General features: G+C 67.8%; 19 protein-coding genes. 14 read left to right on the forward strand and 5 right to left on the reverse strand.

What is annotated here, in order from left to right:
• From RWR81_RS07145 to RWR81_RS07185, 9 genes are all read left to right on the forward strand, one after another.
• Positions 1–950 (forward strand): Hsp70 family protein (locus tag RWR81_RS07145; protein ID WP_314456309.1); only part of this gene is annotated, 950 nt, incomplete at its 5' end.
• Complete coding sequence (locus RWR81_RS07150; RefSeq protein WP_314456312.1) at positions 947–1,582, forward strand: nucleotide exchange factor GrpE; 636 nt, start codon at positions 947–949, stop codon at positions 1,580–1,582. The genes RWR81_RS07145 and RWR81_RS07150, both read left to right, overlap by 4 nt.
• Before the next feature lie 196 nt (positions 1,583–1,778).
• Entirely contained in the window at positions 1,779–2,816 is a 1,038-nt protein-coding gene (locus RWR81_RS07155) for a DnaJ C-terminal domain-containing protein (protein WP_314456314.1), read from the forward strand.
• Entirely contained in the window at positions 2,813–3,322 is a 510-nt protein-coding gene (locus tag RWR81_RS07160; protein WP_314456319.1) for a heat shock protein transcriptional repressor HspR, read from the forward strand. Before RWR81_RS07155 ends, RWR81_RS07160 begins: the two co-directional genes overlap by 4 nt.
• 186 nt (positions 3,323–3,508) lie before the next feature.
• Entirely contained in the window at positions 3,509–4,813 is a 1,305-nt protein-coding gene (locus tag RWR81_RS07165) for a DUF418 domain-containing protein (RefSeq protein WP_314456322.1), read from the forward strand.
• 208 nt (positions 4,814–5,021) lie between these two features.
• A complete protein-coding gene (locus tag RWR81_RS07170; protein WP_314456324.1) occupies positions 5,022–6,326 on the forward strand; it encodes a DUF418 domain-containing protein in 1,305 nt (434 codons plus the stop codon).
• A gap of 97 nt (positions 6,327–6,423) precedes the next feature.
• The gene (locus RWR81_RS07175; protein ID WP_314456326.1) at positions 6,424–7,707 is read left to right on the forward strand and encodes a DUF418 domain-containing protein; all 1,284 of its coding nucleotides are present in this window, start codon (positions 6,424–6,426) and stop codon (positions 7,705–7,707) included.
• A 348-nt stretch (positions 7,708–8,055) separates the two neighbouring features.
• On the forward strand, positions 8,056–9,375 hold the full coding sequence (locus RWR81_RS07180) for a DUF418 domain-containing protein (protein ID WP_314456328.1): 1,320 nt from the start codon (positions 8,056–8,058) through the stop codon (positions 9,373–9,375).
• Between the two features lie 182 nt (positions 9,376–9,557).
• Positions 9,558–10,010: a collagen-like protein gene (locus RWR81_RS07185; protein WP_314456329.1), complete on the forward strand. Its 453-nt coding sequence runs from the start codon at positions 9,558–9,560 to the stop codon at positions 10,008–10,010.
• An 86-nt stretch (positions 10,011–10,096) separates the two neighbouring features.
• Here RWR81_RS07185 and RWR81_RS07190 read toward each other — a convergent pair whose 3' ends face one another.
• On the reverse strand, positions 10,097–11,353 hold the full coding sequence (locus RWR81_RS07190; protein ID WP_314456331.1) for an ATP-binding protein: 1,257 nt from the start codon (positions 11,351–11,353) through the stop codon (positions 10,097–10,099).
• Positions 11,350–12,009, reverse strand: a complete 660-nt coding sequence (locus tag RWR81_RS07195) for a response regulator transcription factor (RefSeq protein WP_314456333.1) — start codon at positions 12,007–12,009, stop codon at positions 11,350–11,352. The genes RWR81_RS07190 and RWR81_RS07195 overlap by 4 nt, the downstream gene beginning before the upstream one ends.
• A gap of 177 nt (positions 12,010–12,186) precedes the next feature.
• Here RWR81_RS07195 and RWR81_RS07200 point away from each other — a divergent pair, with 177 nt between their 5' ends.
• The 4 genes from RWR81_RS07200 (at position 12,187) to RWR81_RS07215 (ending at position 15,872) form a co-directional block, all read left to right on the forward strand.
• Complete coding sequence (locus RWR81_RS07200) at positions 12,187–12,660, forward strand: hypothetical protein (protein ID WP_314456335.1); 474 nt, start codon at positions 12,187–12,189, stop codon at positions 12,658–12,660.
• Between the two features lie 89 nt (positions 12,661–12,749).
• Positions 12,750–13,937: a peptidoglycan-binding protein gene (locus RWR81_RS07205; protein WP_314456337.1), complete on the forward strand. Its 1,188-nt coding sequence runs from the start codon at positions 12,750–12,752 to the stop codon at positions 13,935–13,937.
• A complete protein-coding gene (locus RWR81_RS07210; protein ID WP_314456339.1) occupies positions 13,934–14,647 on the forward strand; it encodes an ABC transporter ATP-binding protein in 714 nt (237 codons plus the stop codon). The genes RWR81_RS07205 and RWR81_RS07210 overlap by 4 nt, the downstream gene beginning before the upstream one ends.
• Positions 14,622–15,872, forward strand: a complete 1,251-nt coding sequence (locus RWR81_RS07215; protein WP_314456341.1) for an ABC transporter permease — start codon at positions 14,622–14,624, stop codon at positions 15,870–15,872. The genes RWR81_RS07210 and RWR81_RS07215 overlap by 26 nt, the downstream gene beginning before the upstream one ends.
• 222 nt (positions 15,873–16,094) lie before the next feature.
• On the opposite strand, the gene RWR81_RS07220 is transcribed toward RWR81_RS07215, so the two are convergent.
• On the reverse strand, positions 16,095–16,277 hold the full coding sequence (locus tag RWR81_RS07220; protein WP_314456343.1) for an Rv0909 family putative TA system antitoxin: 183 nt from the start codon (positions 16,275–16,277) through the stop codon (positions 16,095–16,097).
• A gap of 183 nt (positions 16,278–16,460) precedes the next feature.
• On the opposite strand from RWR81_RS07220, the gene RWR81_RS07225 reads away from it, so the two are divergent.
• Positions 16,461–16,934, forward strand: a complete 474-nt coding sequence (locus RWR81_RS07225) for an MmcQ/YjbR family DNA-binding protein (protein ID WP_314456348.1) — start codon at positions 16,461–16,463, stop codon at positions 16,932–16,934.
• 224 nt (positions 16,935–17,158) lie between these two features.
• On the opposite strand, the gene RWR81_RS07230 is transcribed toward RWR81_RS07225, so the two are convergent.
• Positions 17,159–17,911, reverse strand: a complete 753-nt coding sequence (locus RWR81_RS07230) for a hypothetical protein (RefSeq protein ID WP_314456349.1) — start codon at positions 17,909–17,911, stop codon at positions 17,159–17,161.
• Positions 17,912–18,364: 453 nt separating this feature from the next.
• On the reverse strand, positions 18,365–19,027 hold the full coding sequence (locus RWR81_RS07235) for a hypothetical protein (RefSeq protein ID WP_314456350.1): 663 nt from the start codon (positions 19,025–19,027) through the stop codon (positions 18,365–18,367).
• Positions 19,028–19,095: the final 68 nt, after the last annotated feature.

Below are 19,095 nucleotides of genomic sequence, written 5' to 3' on the forward strand. Positions count from 1 at the left end.
CCGGGGTCAAGGTCTCCGACATCGACCACGTGGTCCTCGTGGGTGGTTCCACCCGTATGCCCGCCGTCACCGAGGTGGTGCGTGAGCTGACCGGCAAGGAGCCCAACAAGGGCGTCAACCCCGATGAGGTCGTCGCCGTCGGTGCGGCCCTCCAGGCCGGCGTCATCCAGGGCGACCGCAGCGACGTCCTGCTCATCGACGTCACTCCGCTGTCCCTGGGCATCGAGACCAAGGGCGGGGTCATGACCAAGCTCATCGAGCGCAACACGGCCATCCCGACCAAGCGGTCCGAGGTCTTCTCCACCGCCGAGGACAATCAGCCCTCCGTGCTCATCCAGGTCTACCAGGGCGAGCGTGAGTTCGCTCGGGACAACAAGCCGCTGGGCACCTTCGAGCTGACCGGCATCGCCCCGGCCCCCCGCGGCGTGCCCCAAATCGAGGTCTCCTTCGACATCGACGCCAACGGCATCGTCCACGTCTCGGCCAAGGACCGCGGCACCGGCAAGGAGCAGTCCATGACCATCTCCGGCGGCTCCGCCCTGCCCAAGGAGGACATCGACCGCATGGTCAAGGAGGCCGAGGCCCACGCCGAGGAGGACAAGAAGCGCCGCGAGGACGCCGAGACCCGCAACTCCGCCGAGCAGCAGGCCTACTCCATCGAGAAGCTCCTCAAGGACAACAAGGACAAGCTCCCCGAGGACGTCCACTCCGAGGTCTCCGAGGCCGTCTCCGACCTCAAGAAGGCCCTCGAGGGAGACGACATCGAGCCGGTCAAGACCGCTCAGGAGAAGCTGAGCTCGGTGGCCCAGAAGGTCGGCGAGGCCATCTACCAGGCCGACGCCGCCGCCCAGGGCGCGGCCGACTCCGACTCCGCCACCGGCGGCGCCACGTCCTCCGACGACGAGGACATCGTGGACGCCGAGATCGTCGATGACGAGGACTCCAAGTGACCCCGACCGGCCCCACCCCCGAGAACGAGGACATCGACCCCGAGCTCCAGGCGGCCGTCGAGTCGGCCTTCGAGGAGGTGCCCGACGACGTCCGTGAAGGACTCGCACAGGGCTCGCCCGAGGGCGCGGCCGGCCAGTCCGACGCCTCCTCCTCAGACGAGGGGGAGGCGGGGGACGACCCCCTGGCCCAGGCTCAGGCCCAGGCCGCTCAGGCGGCCGACGACCTGGCCCGGGCCCGGGCGGACCTCTACAACCTCCAGCAGGAGTACCAGGGGTTCGTGCGTCGGTCCCGCGAGGGCGCGGCCTCCCACCGCCAAGCCGGTGCCGCCGACGTCGTCGAGGCCCTCATCCCGGTCCTCGACGAGATCGAGCTGGCCCGCCAGCACGGCGACCTGACCGGCACCTTCGAGACCACGGCCGGCAAGCTCGAGTCGATCCTGGCCGAGAAGTACTCCCTGGAGCGCTTCGGCGCCGTGGGCGAGGTCTTCGACCCCACGCTGCACGAGGCCCTCATGGCCACCGAGTCCAGTGAGGTCACCGAGCCCACCATCGTCACGGTCCTCCAGCCCGGGTACCGCCTGGGCGAGCGCGTCGTGCGCGCCGCCCGCGTCCAGGTCGCCAACCCGGCCTGAGCGGTATCCGCTTTAGATCCACTGCGGATCCACCGCATACCCACTGCACCACTCACCCCGGTCCGACGGCGGACTCGGACCCGCCGGAAACGCCGGTGCGGGTCCGCCGCCGGCCGGGGGTGCACCGGGACATTCATCGAAATCTGTTAGTAAGGAAAACCCACGATCACCCGGATAAGGAGGCGGTGAGACGACCATGGCCAGTCAGGACTGGATGACGAAGGACTTCTACGCGGTCCTCGGCGTGAGTAAGGACGCCGACGCCGCCGCAATTAAGAAGGCCTACCGTACGCTTGCGAAGAAGTACCACCCCGATCGCAATCCCGACGACGCCGCGGCGGCGGAGCGGTTCAAGGAGATCGGGGAGGCGTACGCGGTTCTGTCCGACGAGGCCGAGCGCAAGCAGTACGACGCGATCCGCTCCATGGCCGGAGGAGGTGCGCGCTTCCAGGCCGGGGGGCCGGGTGGTGCCGGTGCCAACGCCGGATTCGAGGACATCTTCTCCTCCATGTTCGGCGGTCAGGGCGGCAATGTCCGTTTTCAGACCGGCGGAGCCGGCGGCGAGCCCGACCTCGACGACCTGCTGCGCATGTTCGGAGGCACCCCCAGCCCGACCCGTTCCGGTGGCCGCCCCGGGCCCTTCGGCTTCGGCAGCTTCGGCTCCCAGCCCCAGTCGCAGAAGGGCTCCGATGTTCTGACCTCGGCCGCACTGGACCTGCGCGATGCCGTCGCCGGAACCACTGTGGAGCTCACTGCGGATGGGCGCACCATGAAGGTCCGCATTCCGGCGGGTGTGCGCGACGGCCAGAAGATCCGCCTGCGCGGCAAGGGGCGAGCCGGCCTCAACGGCGGCGAGAACGGCGACATGGTGGTGTCCATCAGCGTCAACAAGCACCCGGTGTACTCCATCGACCCGGTCGACGGCGCCAACCTGCGCATGGATCTGCCGGTCACCCTGCGTGAGGCCGCCCTGGGCGCCACGGTCGAGGTCCCGCTGCTCGACGGCGGTACCTCCAAGATCAAGATCAAGCCCGGCACGTCCTCGGGGACGGTCATGCGCCTGCGCGGAAAGGGCGCCACCACCCGCAAGAAGACAGGTGACCTGCTGGTGACCATCCAGGTGGCCGTCCCCAAGAAGCTCTCCAAGGCCGCCAGGCAGGCCCTCGAGGCCTTCGACGAGGCCATGGGTGACACCGACCCGCGGGAGACCCTCATGGAGGAGGCCGGCAAGTGAGCCGGCGTCGGGCTGGGCAGGGCCTGGGCCACCTGGCTGACGACGCGGCTGAGCGTGCGGTCTACGTGGTCTCCGTGGCGGCCGAGCTCGCCGGGATGCACCCCCAGACCCTGCGCCAGTACGACCGGCTCGGACTGGTCAGCCCCGCCCGGACCCGCGGGCGGGGCCGGCGCTACTCCCACCGTGACGTCGAGCGTCTGCGCCGTATCCAGTCCCTGTCCCAGGAGGGCATCAACCTCGAGGGCATCCGCCGCATCCTCGACCTGGAGGCCCGCGTCGAGGAGCTGGAGGTCGACAACGCGCGCATGCGCAGCCGGGAGGCGGTCGTCCAACGGATCTTCGCCGCGGCCGCCGACGGCGAGGTCCAGGTCGTCGCGCCAGGTCGACGGGGTCGTGGGCCCGCAGAGCGCCGCCCCGAGCCGGGTGACGGGCGCGCCACGAGCATGGCGCGTACGGCGAGTACCGCGCTCGTCCCCATGAGGTCCACGCGGTTCCCACGGCGCTGACACGTCGGCCCGCACGGCGGATACCGCCACCGACACCACCAGGGGCTCCGCTCAAAAGCGACATCTGATTTCTCCTCCTTGAGGAGGAGAGAATAAGCGCACCTCCCCCTGGAGGAGGGGCGCGCAGAAACGCCTCCTCCTCCAGGAGGATCACATCCGGGTGGCGAAAGTCATAAGTTCAATGGTATGCAGTTGACAACGTCGTTCACTGGTTCCAGGGGTGTGCGCTATCCCGCCCCGGATGTGGCTCGGGGCTTCATGCTCCTATTCGTCGCGGTGGCCAACGTACCATTTTGGAGCAGGGTGCCGACCGAGTCCGCCGGTACCTTCCGGGCGTCGGCGGCCGATGCCTGGTGGGTGTTCGTTCGGACGCTGTTCGTCGACCACCGGGCCCTCCCGCTGTTCGCGATGCTGTTCGGCTTCGGTCTCATGATCATGATCAACCGGCGCATCGCCAGCGGCACCCGGGCCTATCTTCAGTCCTTGCCGGGGGTGGATGCGGGTCATGAGCCGACGGCGCAGGAGGAGTCCTGGGCGCGTGAGCAGGCCACGGTGGACGCCCGCCGCCTGGTGCGGCGCCGCGGCTGGTGGATGCTCCTGTTCGGATTCGTCCACGGCATCTTCTTCTTTGGAGACATCATCGGTGCCTACGGCCTGATCGCCGTCATCTTCGCCGGATGGCTCTCGCGCAAGCGGTACACCGCCCTGTACACCGTCGGTGCCATCACCACTCTGGTGGCCGTTGGTCTCCAACTCATGATGGGCCCCGCCTCCTCGGGGGGCGGTGATGGGCCGCCGGACGTAACGGCGCTCCCTTGGGCCGTCAGCAATATGCTCTTCTGGGCATACGGGGTGCTGATTCAGGACTTCGCAGCGATCATCCTCCTCTGCGCGGTGGTCGGCGCGCGTCTGGCCGACACCGACATCATCATCCATCCGGAGCGGCACCGAGGCCTGCTCGCGGGGGCGGTAGTCGGTGGCCTGGCGCTGGCGGTGGTGGGGGCGCTCCACAGCGCTCTGACTAATGTGATGTCCATCCCGGCGTGGCCGTGGGATGTCGCCACCAAGGAGTTCACCGGGTTCGCTGGGGCCTGTGGCTGGTTGGCGTTGCTGGCCCTGTACGCGGGCGGGCCGGCGCCGGACGGTCGGCTGACAGGTCTGCGCCGGATCGCTTCCGCCGTGGGGCGCCGTTCCATGACGGTCTACCTGAGTCAGACGATCCTGTTCGGGACCATCTTCGTCATCGTCCCCCTTCTGGTGACGGGGGAGCGTCTGTGGCTGGGGCAGGCCGCGGCTGCACTGGTTGCCGTGGCGGTGTGGCTGGTGATCGTGGTGCTGTGCGTGGTTCTGGAGCGCGGCGGGCGTGCCGGTCCCTTCGAGACGCTGCTGCGCACCGCCGTGGCCCGCAGCGAGCGCAAACGACTCCGCCCGGCACCGCCGTCGACCTCCCAGCCCGCCGACGCCCGGCCGGGGGCAGTGCCGGCCGGATGATGCACCCTCGGCGGCTGCCCTCTGATGATGGAACCTGCGCCTCGCGGACTGTCAGCGCGTGATCAGGCGGACGCCAGAATGAGGGGTTCTGGTCCTGTGGGAGGAGGCGCTGGGGCTTCTTCTCGCCTTTTAGGTGGAGAGGCTTGATGATGGGAACAGTCCCGGCGGGGGAGGCGCGGACTGTGAGGTGCTTCCTAGGGTGGAGGGCATGAGACTCATCACCTCCTTCACTGGTTCCAGGGGCGTGCGCTACCCGGCCCCGGATGTGGCCCGTGGCTTCATGCTCCTGCTCATCGCCCTGGCCAACGTCCCCAGCTGGGTCGACGTCGACTTAGCGCGGTCCTCCACCCCTCCTGCTGACACCATCGACACGGTCTGGCTGTGGGTGCGTACGCTGTTCATCGACCAGCGGTCCTACCCGCTGTTCGCGATGCTGTTCGGCTTCGGGCTTATGACCATGATCAACCGGCGTATCGCCAGCGGCACTCGAGCCTATCTGCAGTCCTTGCCGGGGGTGGAGGCGGGTCGTGAGCCGACGCCGCAGGAGGAGGCTTGGGCCCGTGAGCAGGCCACGGTGGACGCTCGCCGCCTGGTGCGGCGCCGGGGGCTGTGGATGATCCTGTTCGGCGCCGCCCACGCCATGCTCTTCTCCCAAGACATCATCGGCCTCTACGGTCTGGTCGCCGTCATCTTCGCCGGATGGATCGCCCGCAAGCACTGGAAACGAGCCGCGGTCCTGAGCGCCGTCATCATTGTCGCCAACGTTGTCATCATCTTCATCATAGGCAGCTTCATAGGCCCGATCGCCCACCAGGATGCGACCGGCTCGACCGTTACACCCGTTTCCTACGTTTTCAACGGTGTCACCCAATGGGCTCAAGGTATGCCCATCGGCCTCATCATCTCCATGGTGGTTCCGGCGATGTTCCTTGGGGTTCGTCTGGCTGACACCGACCTCATCGCTCATCCCGAGCGGCATCGTCGGCTCCTGGCCGTCGTCGGCGTGGGTGGTCTGGGGCTCGGGGCCCTGGGCGGTATCGCGATCGCGGTGCGGGCCACGGGTGGGCCCCTGATCATCTGGGCTATTTCTTTTGACAGGGTCGCGGGACTGCTCAGCGCCTGTGGTTGGTTGGCGTTGCTGGCCCTGTACGCCGGTGGGCCCAGGGAGGGCGGCGATTTGACGGGGCTGCGTCGTCTGGCCTCCAACGTGGGGCGCCGCTCCATGACCGCCTACCTGACCCAGAGCTTCCTGTTCGCCGCCGTCTTCCTGGCCCTGCCCGCCCTGACCGGCATCGAGCTTCACCTGGGTGAGGCCCGGGTCGCCGGGATCGCTGTGGCGGTGTGGCTGATGACCGTGCTGCTGTGCACCACCCTGGAGCGCAGCGGGCACGCCGGTCCCTTCGAGACCCTGCTGCGCACCGCCGTGGCCCGCAGCGAACGCAAACGACCCCACCCAACCCCACCATCACCAACCGCCAATGCCATAGCCGCCCCCGCCGGAGTTTCTGAATGAAATAGTGCCCCCTCCTCCCGAAGAAGGAGGACGATTCAAGTAGGGTTCCCTCTGGAGAGGGAGGCCCGGGGGGATGGGGCATCGTATGGTTAATGGTATGCATCTCATCACATCATTCACTGGTGCCCGGGGTGTGCGTTATCCGGCTCCGGATGTGGCCCGGGGCTTCATGCTCCTGCTCATTGCAGTGGCCAACGTGCCCCAGTGGAGCAGGGCGCCGGCAGAGTCCGCCGGTACCTTTCAGGCGTCGGTGGCCGATGCCTGGTGGGTGTTCGTTCGGACGCTGTTCGTTGACCACCGGGCCTATCCGCTGTTCGCGATGCTGTTCGGCTTCGGTCTCATGACCATGGTCAACCGGCGTATCGCCAGCGGCACTCGGGCCTATCTTCAGTCCCTGCCCGGCGTGGGTGCCGGGCGTGAGCCGACGGCGCAGGAGGAGTCCTGGGCGCGTGAGCAGGCCACGGTGGACGCCCGCCGCCTGGTGCGGCGCCGCGGCTGGTGGATGATCCTGTTCGGATTCGTCCACGGCATCTTCTTCGTGGGCGACATCATCGGCGTTTACGGCCTGGTCGCCGTCGTCTTCGCCGGATGGCTCTCGCGTAAGCGGTACATCGCCCTGTGCATCGGCGGCGTCGTCATTGCCGCGGTGGCGGTCTGCGCCTACATGGCAATAGATCTCTTTCCTCCAGAGATGGCTGCACAGATGTCCGGGGAACAGGTGAGTTCAACACCCACGGCGCTGCCCTGGTTCGTCATCAACATCTCGGGCTGGATCTTCGCCCTGTTCGCGCAGTTCCTCATCACACTGATCGTGCCCGCGGCGGTGATCGGCGCGCGCCTGGCCGACACCGACATCATCATCCACCCGGAGCGGCACCGAGGCCTGCTCATGGCGATGGGAATCGGTGGCCTGACACTAGGGATCGGAGGTGCGCTCCACAGCGCGCTGACCAAGGTGATGTCCATCCCGGCGTGGTCGTGGGACTTCGTGACCAAAGAGTTCTTCGGTCTGGGCGGCGCCTGTGGTTGGTTGGCGCTGCTGGCCTTGTACGCCGGTGGGCCCCGGGAGGGCGGCGGGTTGACGGGGCTGCGTCGGCTGGCCTCCGCCGTGGGGCGTCGTTCCATGACCGCTTACCTGAGTCAGACGATCCTGTTCGGGTTCATCTTCGTCATCGTCCCCCTTCTGGTGACGGGGGAGCGTCTGTGGCTGGGGCAGGCCGCGGCTGCCCTGGTTGCCGCGGCGGTCTGGCTGGCGACGGTCGGCCTGTGCGCTGTCTTGGAACGCGGTGGGCATGCCGGTCCCTTCGAGACCCTGCTGCGCACCGCCGTGGCCCGCAGCGAGCGCAAGCGGCCTCGCCCGGCACCGCCGTCGGCCTCCTGATCCGACGGTGCCCGGCCGGGGGCAGTGCCGGTCGGATGACGCGCCCACGGCGGCTGCCCACCGGCCTTGGAGCCCGCGCCGCGTGGACTGTCGGCGCGCGATCAAGCGGCCGTGAGGACGTGTTGCAAAAGTAGGGGCGATGCCAAGGACACGACCGCGCACTGGGCTCGTCGCTGGTGCGCCCGTATCCGGCAGACTGTTCGCAACCGGCTCCAGGATGAGGGGTTCTGGTTCTGTGGGAGGAGGCGTTGGGGCTTCTTCTCGTCTCTCAGGTGGAGAGGCTTGATGATGGTGAACGGTCCCGGCGGGGGAAACGCGGACTGTGAGGCGCTTTCTATCGTGGAGGGTATGAAACTCGCGACATCGTTCACCGGCGCCCGGGGTGTGCGTTATCCGGCCCCGGATGTGGCCCGTGGCTTCATGCTCCTGCTCATCGCCCTGGCCAACGTCCCCACCTGGGTCTACTTATCGCGGTCCTCCACCCCTTCTGCTGACATCGTCGACACGGTTTGGCTGTGGGCGCGCACCCTCCTGGTCGACCGACGGGCCTATCCGTTGTTCGCTCTCCTGTTCGGCTTCGGGCTGGCCACTATGGTCAAGCGGCGTATTGCCTCTGGGACTCAGGGCTATCTTCAGTCCCTGCCCGGTGTGGAGGCCGGGTGTGAGCCGACGCCGCAGCAGGAGGCTTGGGCCCGTGAGCAGGCCACGGTGGATGCCCGCCGCCTGATGCGGCGCCGGGGGCTGTGGATGATCCTGTTCGGCGCCGCCCACGCCATGCTCTTCTCCGCCGACATCATCGGGACTTACGGCCTGGCCGCCGTCTTCTTCGGCGGATGGGTCGCCCGCAAGCACTGGAGGCGAGCCGCGATCCTAAGCGTCATCATCACTGCCGTGAGCGTCGTCATGATGTACAACTTAAACAGCTTCCTGGCCTCCCAGGGCTTGAACGCAGTCGAGGTTGTGCGCCGGGGGGCCGACAGCTCGACCGTTACACCCGTTTCCTACGTTTTCAACGGTGTCACCTCCTGGTCTGGAACTACGCTGATGACCGTGCTGGCCTCGTTGGTGGTTCCGGCGATGTTCCTGGGGGCTCGTCTGGCTGACACCGACCTCATCGCTCATCCCGAGCGGCATCGTCGGCTCCTGGCCGTCGTCGGCGTGGGTGGTCTGGGGCTCGGGGCCCTGGGCGGTATCGCGATCGCGGTGCGGGCCACGGGTGGGCCCCTGATCATCTGGGCTATTTCTTTTGACAGGGTCGCGGGACTGCTCAGCGCCTGTGGTTGGTTGGCGTTGCTGGCCCTGTACGCCGGTGGGCCCAGGGAGGGCGGCGGGTTGACGGGGCTGCGTCGTCTGGCCTCGGCCGTGGGGCGCCGCTCCATGACGGCCTACCTCAGTCAGAGCCTCCTGTTCGCCGCCGTCTTCCTGGCCCTGCCCGCCCTGACCGGCATCGAGCTCCACCTGGGTGAGGCCCGGACCGCTCTCATTGCCCTGGGGGTCTGGCTGGTGACGGTGGTGCTGTGCGTGGTCCTGGAGCGCAGCGGGCACGCCGGTCCCTTCGAGACCCTGCTACGCACCGCCGTGGCCCGCAGCGAACGCAAACGCCGACTGCCGGCCCCGCCCGTTGCGAGCGCAGTCGTGGATTCCGACGCATACGGGCTGATTCGCTGAGGAACGGGACGCGCAGTCCGACCCGCGGGCCCTGGGGCGCCGGTGGCCGCAGCGGCTCCTACCACCTGATAAGGGTTGTGAGTCGCATCGCAAGACACGAGGGGCGACTCGTCCGTTTCACAGGTCACCGCAGACACGGTAGCCTGCCTGCGTCCCCAACACTGAAGGAAGCGAACAGTCTTATGACTCAGCCCCCCATCCCCGGTCAGCCCTTCTATCAACAGCCCTCAGCTCCCTCCGCTCCGGTCGCGGGCCAGCCCTACCCGCCCCAGCAGCAGTTCCAGGCGCCCCCTGGCGCTCCGGGTGTGCCTGGGCAGCCCTACCCCCAGATGCCAGCGGGGGACAGTTTCGTGGGGAATCTCTTCGACACCGCCAAGCCTTTCGCCGAGAAGTTCGGCAAGGTGTTCTTCTACATCGTTATCGGCGCCTTGATCGCCAGCTGGCTCTACTCGGCCTACAACGCAGGCGACCTCGGTGGCACTTTCGACACCGGAACGATGAACCGGAGCTTCAACTTCGGCAAGTTCTTCGCGAGCCTGCTCTTCGACGCCCCTTGGACCGTCGCGCAGATCGGCCTGGTCCGTCTCTTCATCGAGCTGGTTATCAACTCCGGTAGGAAGAGCCCGCAGGCCTGATATGGGCGCGTCGGTCGGCGCACCCGCCGTCGGCTCTCATATCTCCTATATCTCCTAGAGTCGCCGGCCACGCAGGCCGGCGGCCCTCAGTCTCCCACCTGTGTCAGAGGCGTGATCGGTTTCCCCTCGTCTCCGGGCAGTTCGAGGACGGCCGTCAGCCCGCCGGCCGGATTAGCACTCAGTCGGAGTTCACCGCCGTGGGCGCAGGCCACGGCGGTCACGATCGCCAGGCCCAGCCCGTGTCCGGAGCCCCGGGTCCGCCCCCGCCCCTCACCGCGGACGAAGGGCTCGCGCAGCGATTCGACCTTGTCTGCCGGTACGACGGGGCCGTCGTTGCGGATCGTCAACCGGACGCCGTCGTCCACACGCTCCATTCCCACCGTGATCCGGCCGCCGTCATTGTTGTAGCGGGCCGCATTGCGCAGCAGGTTGGAGACGCTCTGGCGCAGCAGCACCGGGTCGCCCGGGACCCGGGCGGGCAGCAGCTGGGTGGAGACGTGCAGGTCGCGCCCGGCCACCTCGGGGGCGATGACGCTCAGTGCGTTGCGGACCGTGACCTCCATGTCCACGTCCTCTCGGGCCAGTCGACCGGACTGGGCATCGGCCAGGTCCAGCAGGGCGTCGATCGTCTCCCGGTTGGCTCGGTTGGTCTCCAGGACCCGGGTCAGGACCCGACGCAGGTCCTCGGTGGAGGCCTGCGGGTCTGACAGGGCGACGTCGATCATCGTCTGTGTGGTGGCCAGGGGCGTGCGCAGCTCGTGGGAGGCGTTGGCCGCGAAGCGGCGGTGGACGGAGAAGGAGCGCTCCAGTGAGGCCAGCATGTTGTCGAAGGTGTCCGCCAGGTCGTGGATCTCGTCGCGCGGGCCGGACAGGTCCAGCCGCTGGCTGAGGTCGCCTGAGGCGGCGCGCTTGGCCGCCGCATTCATCGAGGACAGCGGCTGCAGCATCCGTCCCGCCAGGATCCAGCCGACCGTCCCGGAGAGCACCACGAGCAGCGCCAGGGCGCCGACGGCCGAGCGCATGATGCTGCTGAGCAGATCGAACAGGTTCGTGTCCACCTTGGCGGCCTCGCTGACCTGCGAGGCCGGCACGGCGGCGGTCTCCCCGACCGGGCCGCCGATCTCGATACTGAGCGTGACATAGCGGGTGTAGAAGTAGACCAGGGCGATGAGGACCACGCCGGCAGCTGTCACCAGTCCGGCGTAGGTCAGGGTCAGGCGCGCCCGGATACTCAGGCGCCGGGGGCGACGCAACCGCTCCTCACGTCCTGGCCGGACCCCGCCGGCGCCGCCGTGTTGGACCGCGTCGTCGGGCAGAGCCGCCTGCGCCCCCTGCCCGCTCATGCGCTGAACCTGTAGCCCGCACCGGGAACCGTCTGGATCACCCGCGGCTCACCGAGCTTGCGGCGCAGGTGGGAGATTGTCACCCGGGTGGAATTGGTGAAGGGGTCCGCGTTGGCGTCCCAGGCCTTCTCCAGGAGCGTCTCAGCGCTGAGAACCCCGCCCTCGGCCTCCATGAGGACCTGTAGGACCGCGAACTCCTTGGGGCTGAGCCTGATGAAGCGCCCATCGCGGTAGACCTCCCGGCGGAAGGGGTCCAGACGCACCCCGTGGGCCTCGATGACCGGCGTGCGCGCCGGCTGACTGCGTCGCCCCAGGGCTCGCAGCCGGGCCACCAGCTCGGGGAACTCGAAGGGCTTGGTGAGGTAGTCGTCCGCCCCCAGCTCGAAGCCGCCCACGCGCGCGTCCAACGTCCGGGACGCGGTGAGCATGAGGACCCGAGTGCTGGGGTGGTCGCTGACCACCCGGCGGCACACCTCGTCGCCGTGGATGACGGGCAGGTCCCGGTCCAGGACGATGATGTCGTAATCGTTGATCGCCACCTGTTCCAGGGCGCCGGCCCCGTCGCCGACGACGTCGACCGCCATCGCCTCGCGCCGCAGCCCCGTGGCGATGGCCTCGGCCAGGTACTCCTCATCCTCCACGACGAGTACGCGCATTGCCCTGTCTCCTTCGCTGTGGTGTATGCGGCCGGTTCTATGAGCCAACCAGCCCTCGTGTTGCCACAACATAAGCGAAATCGTGAACCTCGTGGCAACACCGGTCCCGGTTGGCTGTTCCCCGAACGCACGGGCGTCACCGCCCTCGACCCACGCGAGCCGAAAGGACCCCCTCCCATGAAGAAGCCCCTCAACACCCGGATCATCACCCGCACCGCCACAGTACTGACCTGTGCCGTGTGCGCCATCGGACTCATGACCGGATGCTCCCAGGGATCGAAGGCCGACTCGGCATCCGAGGCCTCCGCCTCCGCCACCGGCGGGGACGACTATCTGCTCAAGATGGCCAAGTGCATGCGAGACAAGGGAATCGACGTCGCTGACCCCGACTCCAACGGCAACATGCAGTTCCCCGAGACCGACGCCGCCTACAAGGCCGCCGACGAGTGCGAGAAGACCGTTGGCCCCGCCCCGGGCACCGAGGACCTCGCCAAGCCCGAGACGCAGCAGGACCTGGTCAAGGCCACCGAATGCCTGCGCAAGGAGGGCTACGACGTTCCCGATCCCGAGCCCGGCAAGGGCATTCAGCTCAACGGCGACATCCCCCAGGACGTCATGAACAAGTGCTTCTCCGAGCTCGGGAACAAGTAACGCGGTGCCCCACGGGTACTGACAGACCACTGGCTCGCGCGGCCGGGCTGCCGCGCAGACAGCAGACATACATTCAGACAGGCATGCACATGGATAAGACCACCACTTCCACGCAGGTCGACGGCGGCTCGACCACCGGCTCGACCGGCACAGCGGGTGATCTGGGCACGGTACGTCACACCCGACGCCGGGCGTTCCTGGCCATGGGGGCCGCCGCGGTCCTGGCCGCGGGAGCGGGCGCAGGGGCCTTCGTCACCCGCTCCGGCCCCTTCGCCGCCAAACCGAAGCCGACGACGCCGACCTTCAACGGCGCCACCGACACCATCACCAAGGGGGACCTCCAGGGGCAGACCTCCGTGACCGGGACCCTGCGCTACTCCGACTCGCGCAAGTTCAAGTCGGGCTTCGAGGGTGTCCTCATCCAGGTGCCCGAATCCGGAACCGTCTTGACCCAGGGTGACGTCCTCTACCGCACGGGTACTGAGATCGCCTACCTCATGCACGGTTCCCTCCCCGCCTGGCGCGCCTTCGAGTCCGGGATGGAGAACGGCGAGGACATCCGTCAGCTCGAGACCCTCCTGCGCGATATGGGTCATTTCGACTATGAGCCCGACAACCACTTCAGCTGGGCCACCACCAGCGCCATCATGAAGTGGCAGAACTCCGTCGGCCTGCCCCAGACCGGGACCATCCCGCTGGGACGCATGGTCTTCACCCCCGGGGACCTGCGCGTGGGGACGGTCACCGCCCGCGTTGGGGACCGCATCGCCGCCGATGCCGAGCTCTACGACGTCACCTCCACCACTCAGGTGGTTGACGCCAATATCAAGCTCTCCGACCAGAAGCTCGCCGTCGTCGGCACCGCCGTGACCATCAAGCTGCCCGACGCCAGCACCACCACCGGCTCCATCACCTCCGTGGGCACGCCCACCGAGAAGTCCTCCGGTTCCGGTTCGGGTTCCGGATCCGGTTCCAGCGACTCCAAGGAACGGGTCATCCCCATCGCCGTCACCCTCACCGACGCCTCGGCGACCGCCAACTTCCAGGAGGTCTCCGTCACCGTCAACCTGCCCAGCGAGAAGCGAGAGGGTGTTCTGTCGGTGCCGATCGGGGCCCTGTTGGCCCTGAGCCCCGACCAGTACGGCGTTGAGATCGTCGAGTCCGACGGCACCACCCGCAAGGTGCCGGTCACCATCGGGATGTTCGCCGGTGGGCGCGTGGAGATCTCCGGCGAGAGTGTCTCCGAGGGACAGCGAGTGGTGGTGCCGCAGACATGAGCCGCATCCTGTCCCTGCGTGATGTGCGGCGAACCTACGGGGAGCCGCCAGTGGCCGCCTGCGCGGGCGTGAGCCTGGAGGTCGACTACGGTGAGTTCGTCGCCATCGTCGGCCCTTCGGGCTCGGGCAAATCCACACTACTCAACCTCATTGGCACCCTGGACCGGCCCAGCTCAGGCAGCGTCGAGATTGACGGCGTCGACGTCGGCTCCCTGTCCGACGCCAGGCTCTCGGCCCTGAGGGCCAGCCGCATCGGCTTCGTCTTCCAGCAGTTCCACCTGGCCGACGGCGTCAACGCGGTTGACAACGTTGCCGACGGCCTGCTCTACAGCGGGGTCCCCCGATCCGAGCGGCGCCGACGCGCCCGAGCCGCCCTCGAGCGCGTCGGCCTGGCCCACCGGCTCGACCACCGCCCCCATCAGATGAGCGGCGGAGAGCGCCAGCGCGTGGCCATCGCGCGGGCCGTCGTCGGCGAGCCGCCCCTGCTGCTGGCCGACGAGCCCACCGGGAACCTCGACTCCACCTCCGGGGCCTCGATCGTTGAGCTTCTCCACGAGCTCCACTCCCAGGGCACCACGATCATCGTCATCACCCACGACAACGAGCTGGCCGCCCGGCTCCCCCGGCAGATCGCTATCCGCGACGGCCGCATCGTGGGGGACTCAAGCCAGAAGGAGATCGTCCATGACGACGTCTATACTCCGGCGTGACCGCGACCGCAACGACCAGGCCGGCGGATCCGACCGCCGGCTCCAGCGCTCGCGGCTGCGTCTTGCCGACGTGCTGCGCCTGGGAGGCACCGGCATCAGGGCGCGCCCCACCCGCGCCTTCCTGTCCGCCCTGGGCATCGCCATCGGCATCGCCGCCATGATCTCGGTGGTTGGCATCTCGGCCTCCAGCCGCGCCCAGCTGGCCGCCCAGCTCGACTCCCTGGGGACCAACCTGTTGACGGCCACCGCCGGCCAGGACCTCTTCGGCAACTCCTCCTCCCTGCCGCAGGACACCGTCGGCAAGGTCCGGCTCCTCGACAACGTCCAGAGCGCCTCGAGCACCGGCCTGGTCAAGAACTCGCTGGTCTACCGCAGCCCGTTCATCGACAAGAACGCCTCCGGCGGCATCACCACCCTGGCCGCGGACAAGTCGCTGCTCGACGTCGTGGCCGGACAGGTGGACAAGGGCACCTGGCTCAACGAGGCCACCAGCAAGTACCCGGCCACGGTCCTGGGGCAGACGGCGGCCCAGCGCCTCGGTGTCGTCTCGCCGGGCACCAATGTGTGGCTGGGCGGCAACTGGTTCACCGTGGTCGGTATCCTCAAGCCGGTGGTGTTGGCACCCGAGCTCAACAACGCCGCCCTCATCGGTCAGGGCGTGGCCAGCAACCTGCTGGGGCACGACGCCAAGCCGACGACGGTCTACACACGCAGCCAGGACTCCGCCGTCCCCACGGTGCGCCAGGTGCTGGCGCCGTCGATCTCGCCGCAGGCCCCCAACGAGGTCAAGGTCTCGCGTCCCTCGGACGCGCTGGAGGCCAAGAACGCAGCGGACAAGGCCTTCACCGGCCTGCTGCTGGGCGTGGGCTCGATCGCCCTGCTCGTCGGTGGTATCGGGGTGGCCAACACCATGATCATCTCGGTGCTGGAACGGCGTCGGGAGATCGGGCTGAGGCGGTCTCTGGGCGCCATGCGTGGTCACATCCTGGTGCAGTTCATGACCGAGGCGCTGCTGCTGGCCTCCCTGGGCGGGGCCCTGGGTTGCGTCATCGGGATCGGGGTGACTGCCGGAATGTCGGCCGCCAATGGCTGGCCCTTCTCCCTGCCGGTGATCGCTGTTGCCGGCGGTCTGGGAGTCACCATCGCCATCGGTGCCCTGGCCGGTGTGTACCCGGCCGTTCGAGCCTCCCGCACTCCTCCGACCGCCGCGCTCAACGCGCAGTAGGAAGGGGGGTGGTCCGAGGGGACGCGGAAGAGACGTCCCGGTGGGAGACAGCTGGGTCTTTGCGCCGATGATGCCGGACAGCGGTGGCCGACGTCGGATGCGGCCGGGAGAGGAGCCCAGCTGGACCGGGACCGGGCGAGGGCCCCGCACCACACGGTGCGGGGCCCTCGTTCCTGCGATCAGAAGACCGCGGTGCTTGGGGGCAAGCGGGCTCTCACCGGATCAGTCCGTGCCGAGCTTGCCGTCGACGGCGTCTCGGGCAGAGTCGATCGTGTCGTCGTACTTGCCGCCGGTCGCCTTCTTGACCGCGCCGGCTGCGGCGTCGAGCGCCTTGTCGCTGATCGCCTCGGCCTTGTCGGAGTTGAGAGCGTCACCGGCCTTCTTCGCCAGGTCGTCAAGTCCCATGTGTGTCTCCTTCCGTCAGGTAGCCGGACGTCGGATGACGGCGGCATCATCCGAATGGTGCCAGGTTTAGGCACGTACGTCACCACGGGGGTATTCCGCGGGTCTCGCCGTCAGGGGCCGTACCCCGTTGTGGTTGACGTCGATGTTCCGCACGGCCGGTAGGAGAACGTAGGCTCGACGTCGATGACTGACCTGCTCCACCATGTCCCTCATCCCAACGGGCCCTTCACGCGCGTCGACGATACCGCCGTGGCTGCACGCCGTGACGCGCTTCTGGCCCATGCGGCTGACCTGCCCGGTGCTTGGGTCGGCGACAAGCCTGAGTGGGACATCCCCGTGGCCTCAGTGGGGACCCGTCTGTTCCTGTTGCTCATCACCCATACTGACGGACGGCTGCTGGCCAACGTCAAGCTCGACCCCGAGGACGTCGTCGCCGTGCGGGAGGCGTACAACTGGGTGGAGCCGGGCTTCCATCAGTCCAAACGCCACTGGGTGAGCATCGACCTCACCAGCACCGGCTACCGGGCCGGCGACGCCGTCGACATGGTGGAGGACTCCTACCGGCTCGTCCTGTCCCTGCTGACGCGCCGTGTACGTCAGGCCGTCCTTCTGGCCGATGCCGCAGGCTCCCCCACCCGCCCCACCTGGCAGTGGTAAGGGACTGGCGGCCTTTCGCCGGGGACATTCCACGCGTAGGGGTGCGTTCGGCTCCCAGCAGGGACGTCCTGCGCGGACGGGTGCGGTTATCCCGTCCCCGTAGGCGAAAAAGGTCCCCCTCGGGATCAATGTGTGCCCGGCCGCGTGGAACGTCCCCGGCCGCGCTCACGGGTGAGTCCTGCCGGTGGACTGTCGACGGCCTGAAGCCGGCCTGCCGGCCCGACTCAGTGGATCGTATCGAGGATGGTGCCGGTGATCTGTTCCGCCTCGTCCGCAGAACTGGCAGACACATAGATCGTCGCGTAGTTGGCGTAACCGGCTGCGGGCTGCGAGGTCGGAACCATGATGACGGTTCCCTCAACCGTCTTGCCATTTGCCTGCATCGTGTAGGTCCCCACCGCGGCTTCGCCATTGGCGGTCTGCTTGGTGGAGTACTCCTTGAGGGTCGCGCTCTGCTGGGTGAGTAGCGACGTGATGTCGAACTCGGAAGGGGTGGACGTCAGAAGCAGTGTCTGAGAGGCCAAGTTGACGTTGTTGTAGAACCCGGAGCCGTCGGGTTCCGTGGCGCGGTAGAAGATGTCGAAGGCACTGGTCTGCTGGTCGAGGGCGGTGCTGTCAAGGCCCATGGTCCGGGCGACCGCCTCCTTCTCCGAGGGGTCGAGGTTCTTGAGATCCGCCCAGTCCTTCGGGATGGCGAAGGTAAGGCCTGTGATGGAGCCGGTGGCCTCCTGGCTGTCGCTGGGGGCGGGTTTTGCCGACCTATCGGTCTGACTGGATGCGGCGTCGCTGGCGGAGGTCTTCTTGTCGTTACCGTCCTTGTCCTTCGCCTTGCCCGTCGTCGAGTCTGATGAGCTGTCGGAGGTGGCTGAGCTGGATGAGCCGGAGCCCTGCGTGCTCTGTGAGCAGGCGGTCAGAACGGGGGCGGTGGCCAGGGAGAGTCCGGCCAGTACGGTCGCGGCGGTGCGTAGGGTCTTCATGGTGCTCCAGAGTGTGAGAAAAAGCGTTGGTAAAGGAGATCACGCTTTGCTGGGAGTTCTCCAAGCGGATCGCTTTTCGGCTGTGGCTTGTGGAGGCCTTGGAGGGGGCCGGAGGGGGCTGGAGGGGCCCCTTATCCTCTCGCGGTGGCCGGTCCTGGATGGGTGCGTCCAACAAAGACCCTGAGCGCGAACACGTCGGTGAGAGAAGACCGCATGATCCGAATGCCGTCGCCGGATCGGGCGGGGCGAGGAAAACCCTCTGCGGCGGTTACCAGCGCCATCGAACCAACTTCCCCAGAGAACTGGCACAGCGGGACCTCCACCCGCCTTGATCGGTGCGTCACCGGGTCAGGGGCGACGAGGCCGGCCAGAGGCGCCCCGGGCTCAGAGCGCGACCTGTTCCTCACCCTGGACCAGGAGATCAACGGCTCAAACCCGCTGGCCCCCAACGGTTCAGTGCGCGGAGGCGATGATGGCCGCGGTGAGCTGATGCGCGTCGTCGGCAGAGGAGGCGAATACGAACACGCGGGCGTAGTCCGCGGTCGAGGTGGGAAGGTAGAGGACTGATCCATGATCGGCCCTGCTCCGGGGCGCGTGGGAGAAAGTCCCCTTGATGCCCTGCCCGTTGACGGTCTGGATCGCCTCGACCGACTCGATCGTCACCCGTTCCTGCTTCGAGGCGTCGGAGAACGCGTCCCCGACGTTCATCTTCGCATTCTCCTGACGCTCATTGTCGATGTAGACCCGCGGCGAGAACGGCTGCCCCGGGGATGATCCCGCGGTCTTGAAGACCTCGTAGGCGTCGAGATTCGCCTTGAGGGCCTTGTTGTCGTCCGTGCCCAGGTCCTCGGCCAGGGGGATGAGCTCGGTTCGAGAATAGCTGGAGATGTCCTTCCAGTCTGCGGGCAGTGCGATGGTGATTTGGGCCGAGCTCGAAGTGACGTCCGCATAACCCGTGGGGGCCGAGGGGGCGGTCGTGGTCTGCCTCGCGGCTGGTGCTGTCGACGACGATGTGGAGGAGCCTCTCAAGGCGCTGCACCCACCCAGTGCCGCTGTGAGACCAAGGAGTGTCAACGCGGCCGTGGCAGCACTGACGGCTTGGACCTTTGCTCTCATCGTGGTCCTCCGATGTCGGCCGGCGGAGCGAGGGCGATATCATCTTAGCCGTCATATTGTGTGGATGC

This window comes from uncultured Actinomyces sp. (genome assembly GCF_963526355.1).
In the GTDB taxonomy this organism is placed as follows: domain Bacteria; phylum Actinomycetota; class Actinomycetes; order Actinomycetales; family Actinomycetaceae; genus Actinomyces.

Bases quoted from the DNA above. Each gene is read 5' to 3' on its own strand.
- RWR81_RS07190 (WP_314456331.1), bottom strand. From the start codon at position 11,353: ATGAGCGGGCAGGGGGCGCAGGCGGCTCTGCCCGACGACGCGGTCCAA.
- RWR81_RS07170 (WP_314456324.1), top strand. From the start codon at position 5,022: ATGAGACTCATCACCTCCTTCACTGGTTCCAGGGGCGTGCGCTACCCG.
- RWR81_RS07220 (WP_314456343.1), bottom strand. From the start codon at position 16,277: ATGGGACTTGACGACCTGGCGAAGAAGGCCGGTGACGCTCTCAACTCC.
- RWR81_RS07165 (WP_314456322.1), top strand. From the start codon at position 3,509: ATGCAGTTGACAACGTCGTTCACTGGTTCCAGGGGTGTGCGCTATCCC.
- RWR81_RS07180 (WP_314456328.1), top strand. From the start codon at position 8,056: ATGAAACTCGCGACATCGTTCACCGGCGCCCGGGGTGTGCGTTATCCG.
- RWR81_RS07210 (WP_314456339.1), top strand. From the start codon at position 13,934: ATGAGCCGCATCCTGTCCCTGCGTGATGTGCGGCGAACCTACGGGGAG.
- RWR81_RS07155 (WP_314456314.1), top strand. From the start codon at position 1,779: ATGGCCAGTCAGGACTGGATGACGAAGGACTTCTACGCGGTCCTCGGC.
- RWR81_RS07235 (WP_314456350.1), bottom strand. From the start codon at position 19,027: ATGAGAGCAAAGGTCCAAGCCGTCAGTGCTGCCACGGCCGCGTTGACA.
- RWR81_RS07230 (WP_314456349.1), bottom strand. From the start codon at position 17,911: ATGAAGACCCTACGCACCGCCGCGACCGTACTGGCCGGACTCTCCCTG.
- RWR81_RS07185 (WP_314456329.1), top strand. From the start codon at position 9,558: ATGACTCAGCCCCCCATCCCCGGTCAGCCCTTCTATCAACAGCCCTCA.
- RWR81_RS07215 (WP_314456341.1), top strand. From the start codon at position 14,622: ATGACGACGTCTATACTCCGGCGTGACCGCGACCGCAACGACCAGGCC.
- RWR81_RS07195 (WP_314456333.1), bottom strand. From the start codon at position 12,009: ATGCGCGTACTCGTCGTGGAGGATGAGGAGTACCTGGCCGAGGCCATC.
- RWR81_RS07225 (WP_314456348.1), top strand. From the start codon at position 16,461: ATGACTGACCTGCTCCACCATGTCCCTCATCCCAACGGGCCCTTCACG.
- RWR81_RS07205 (WP_314456337.1), top strand. From the start codon at position 12,750: ATGGATAAGACCACCACTTCCACGCAGGTCGACGGCGGCTCGACCACC.
- RWR81_RS07200 (WP_314456335.1), top strand. From the start codon at position 12,187: ATGAAGAAGCCCCTCAACACCCGGATCATCACCCGCACCGCCACAGTA.
- RWR81_RS07175 (WP_314456326.1), top strand. From the start codon at position 6,424: ATGCATCTCATCACATCATTCACTGGTGCCCGGGGTGTGCGTTATCCG.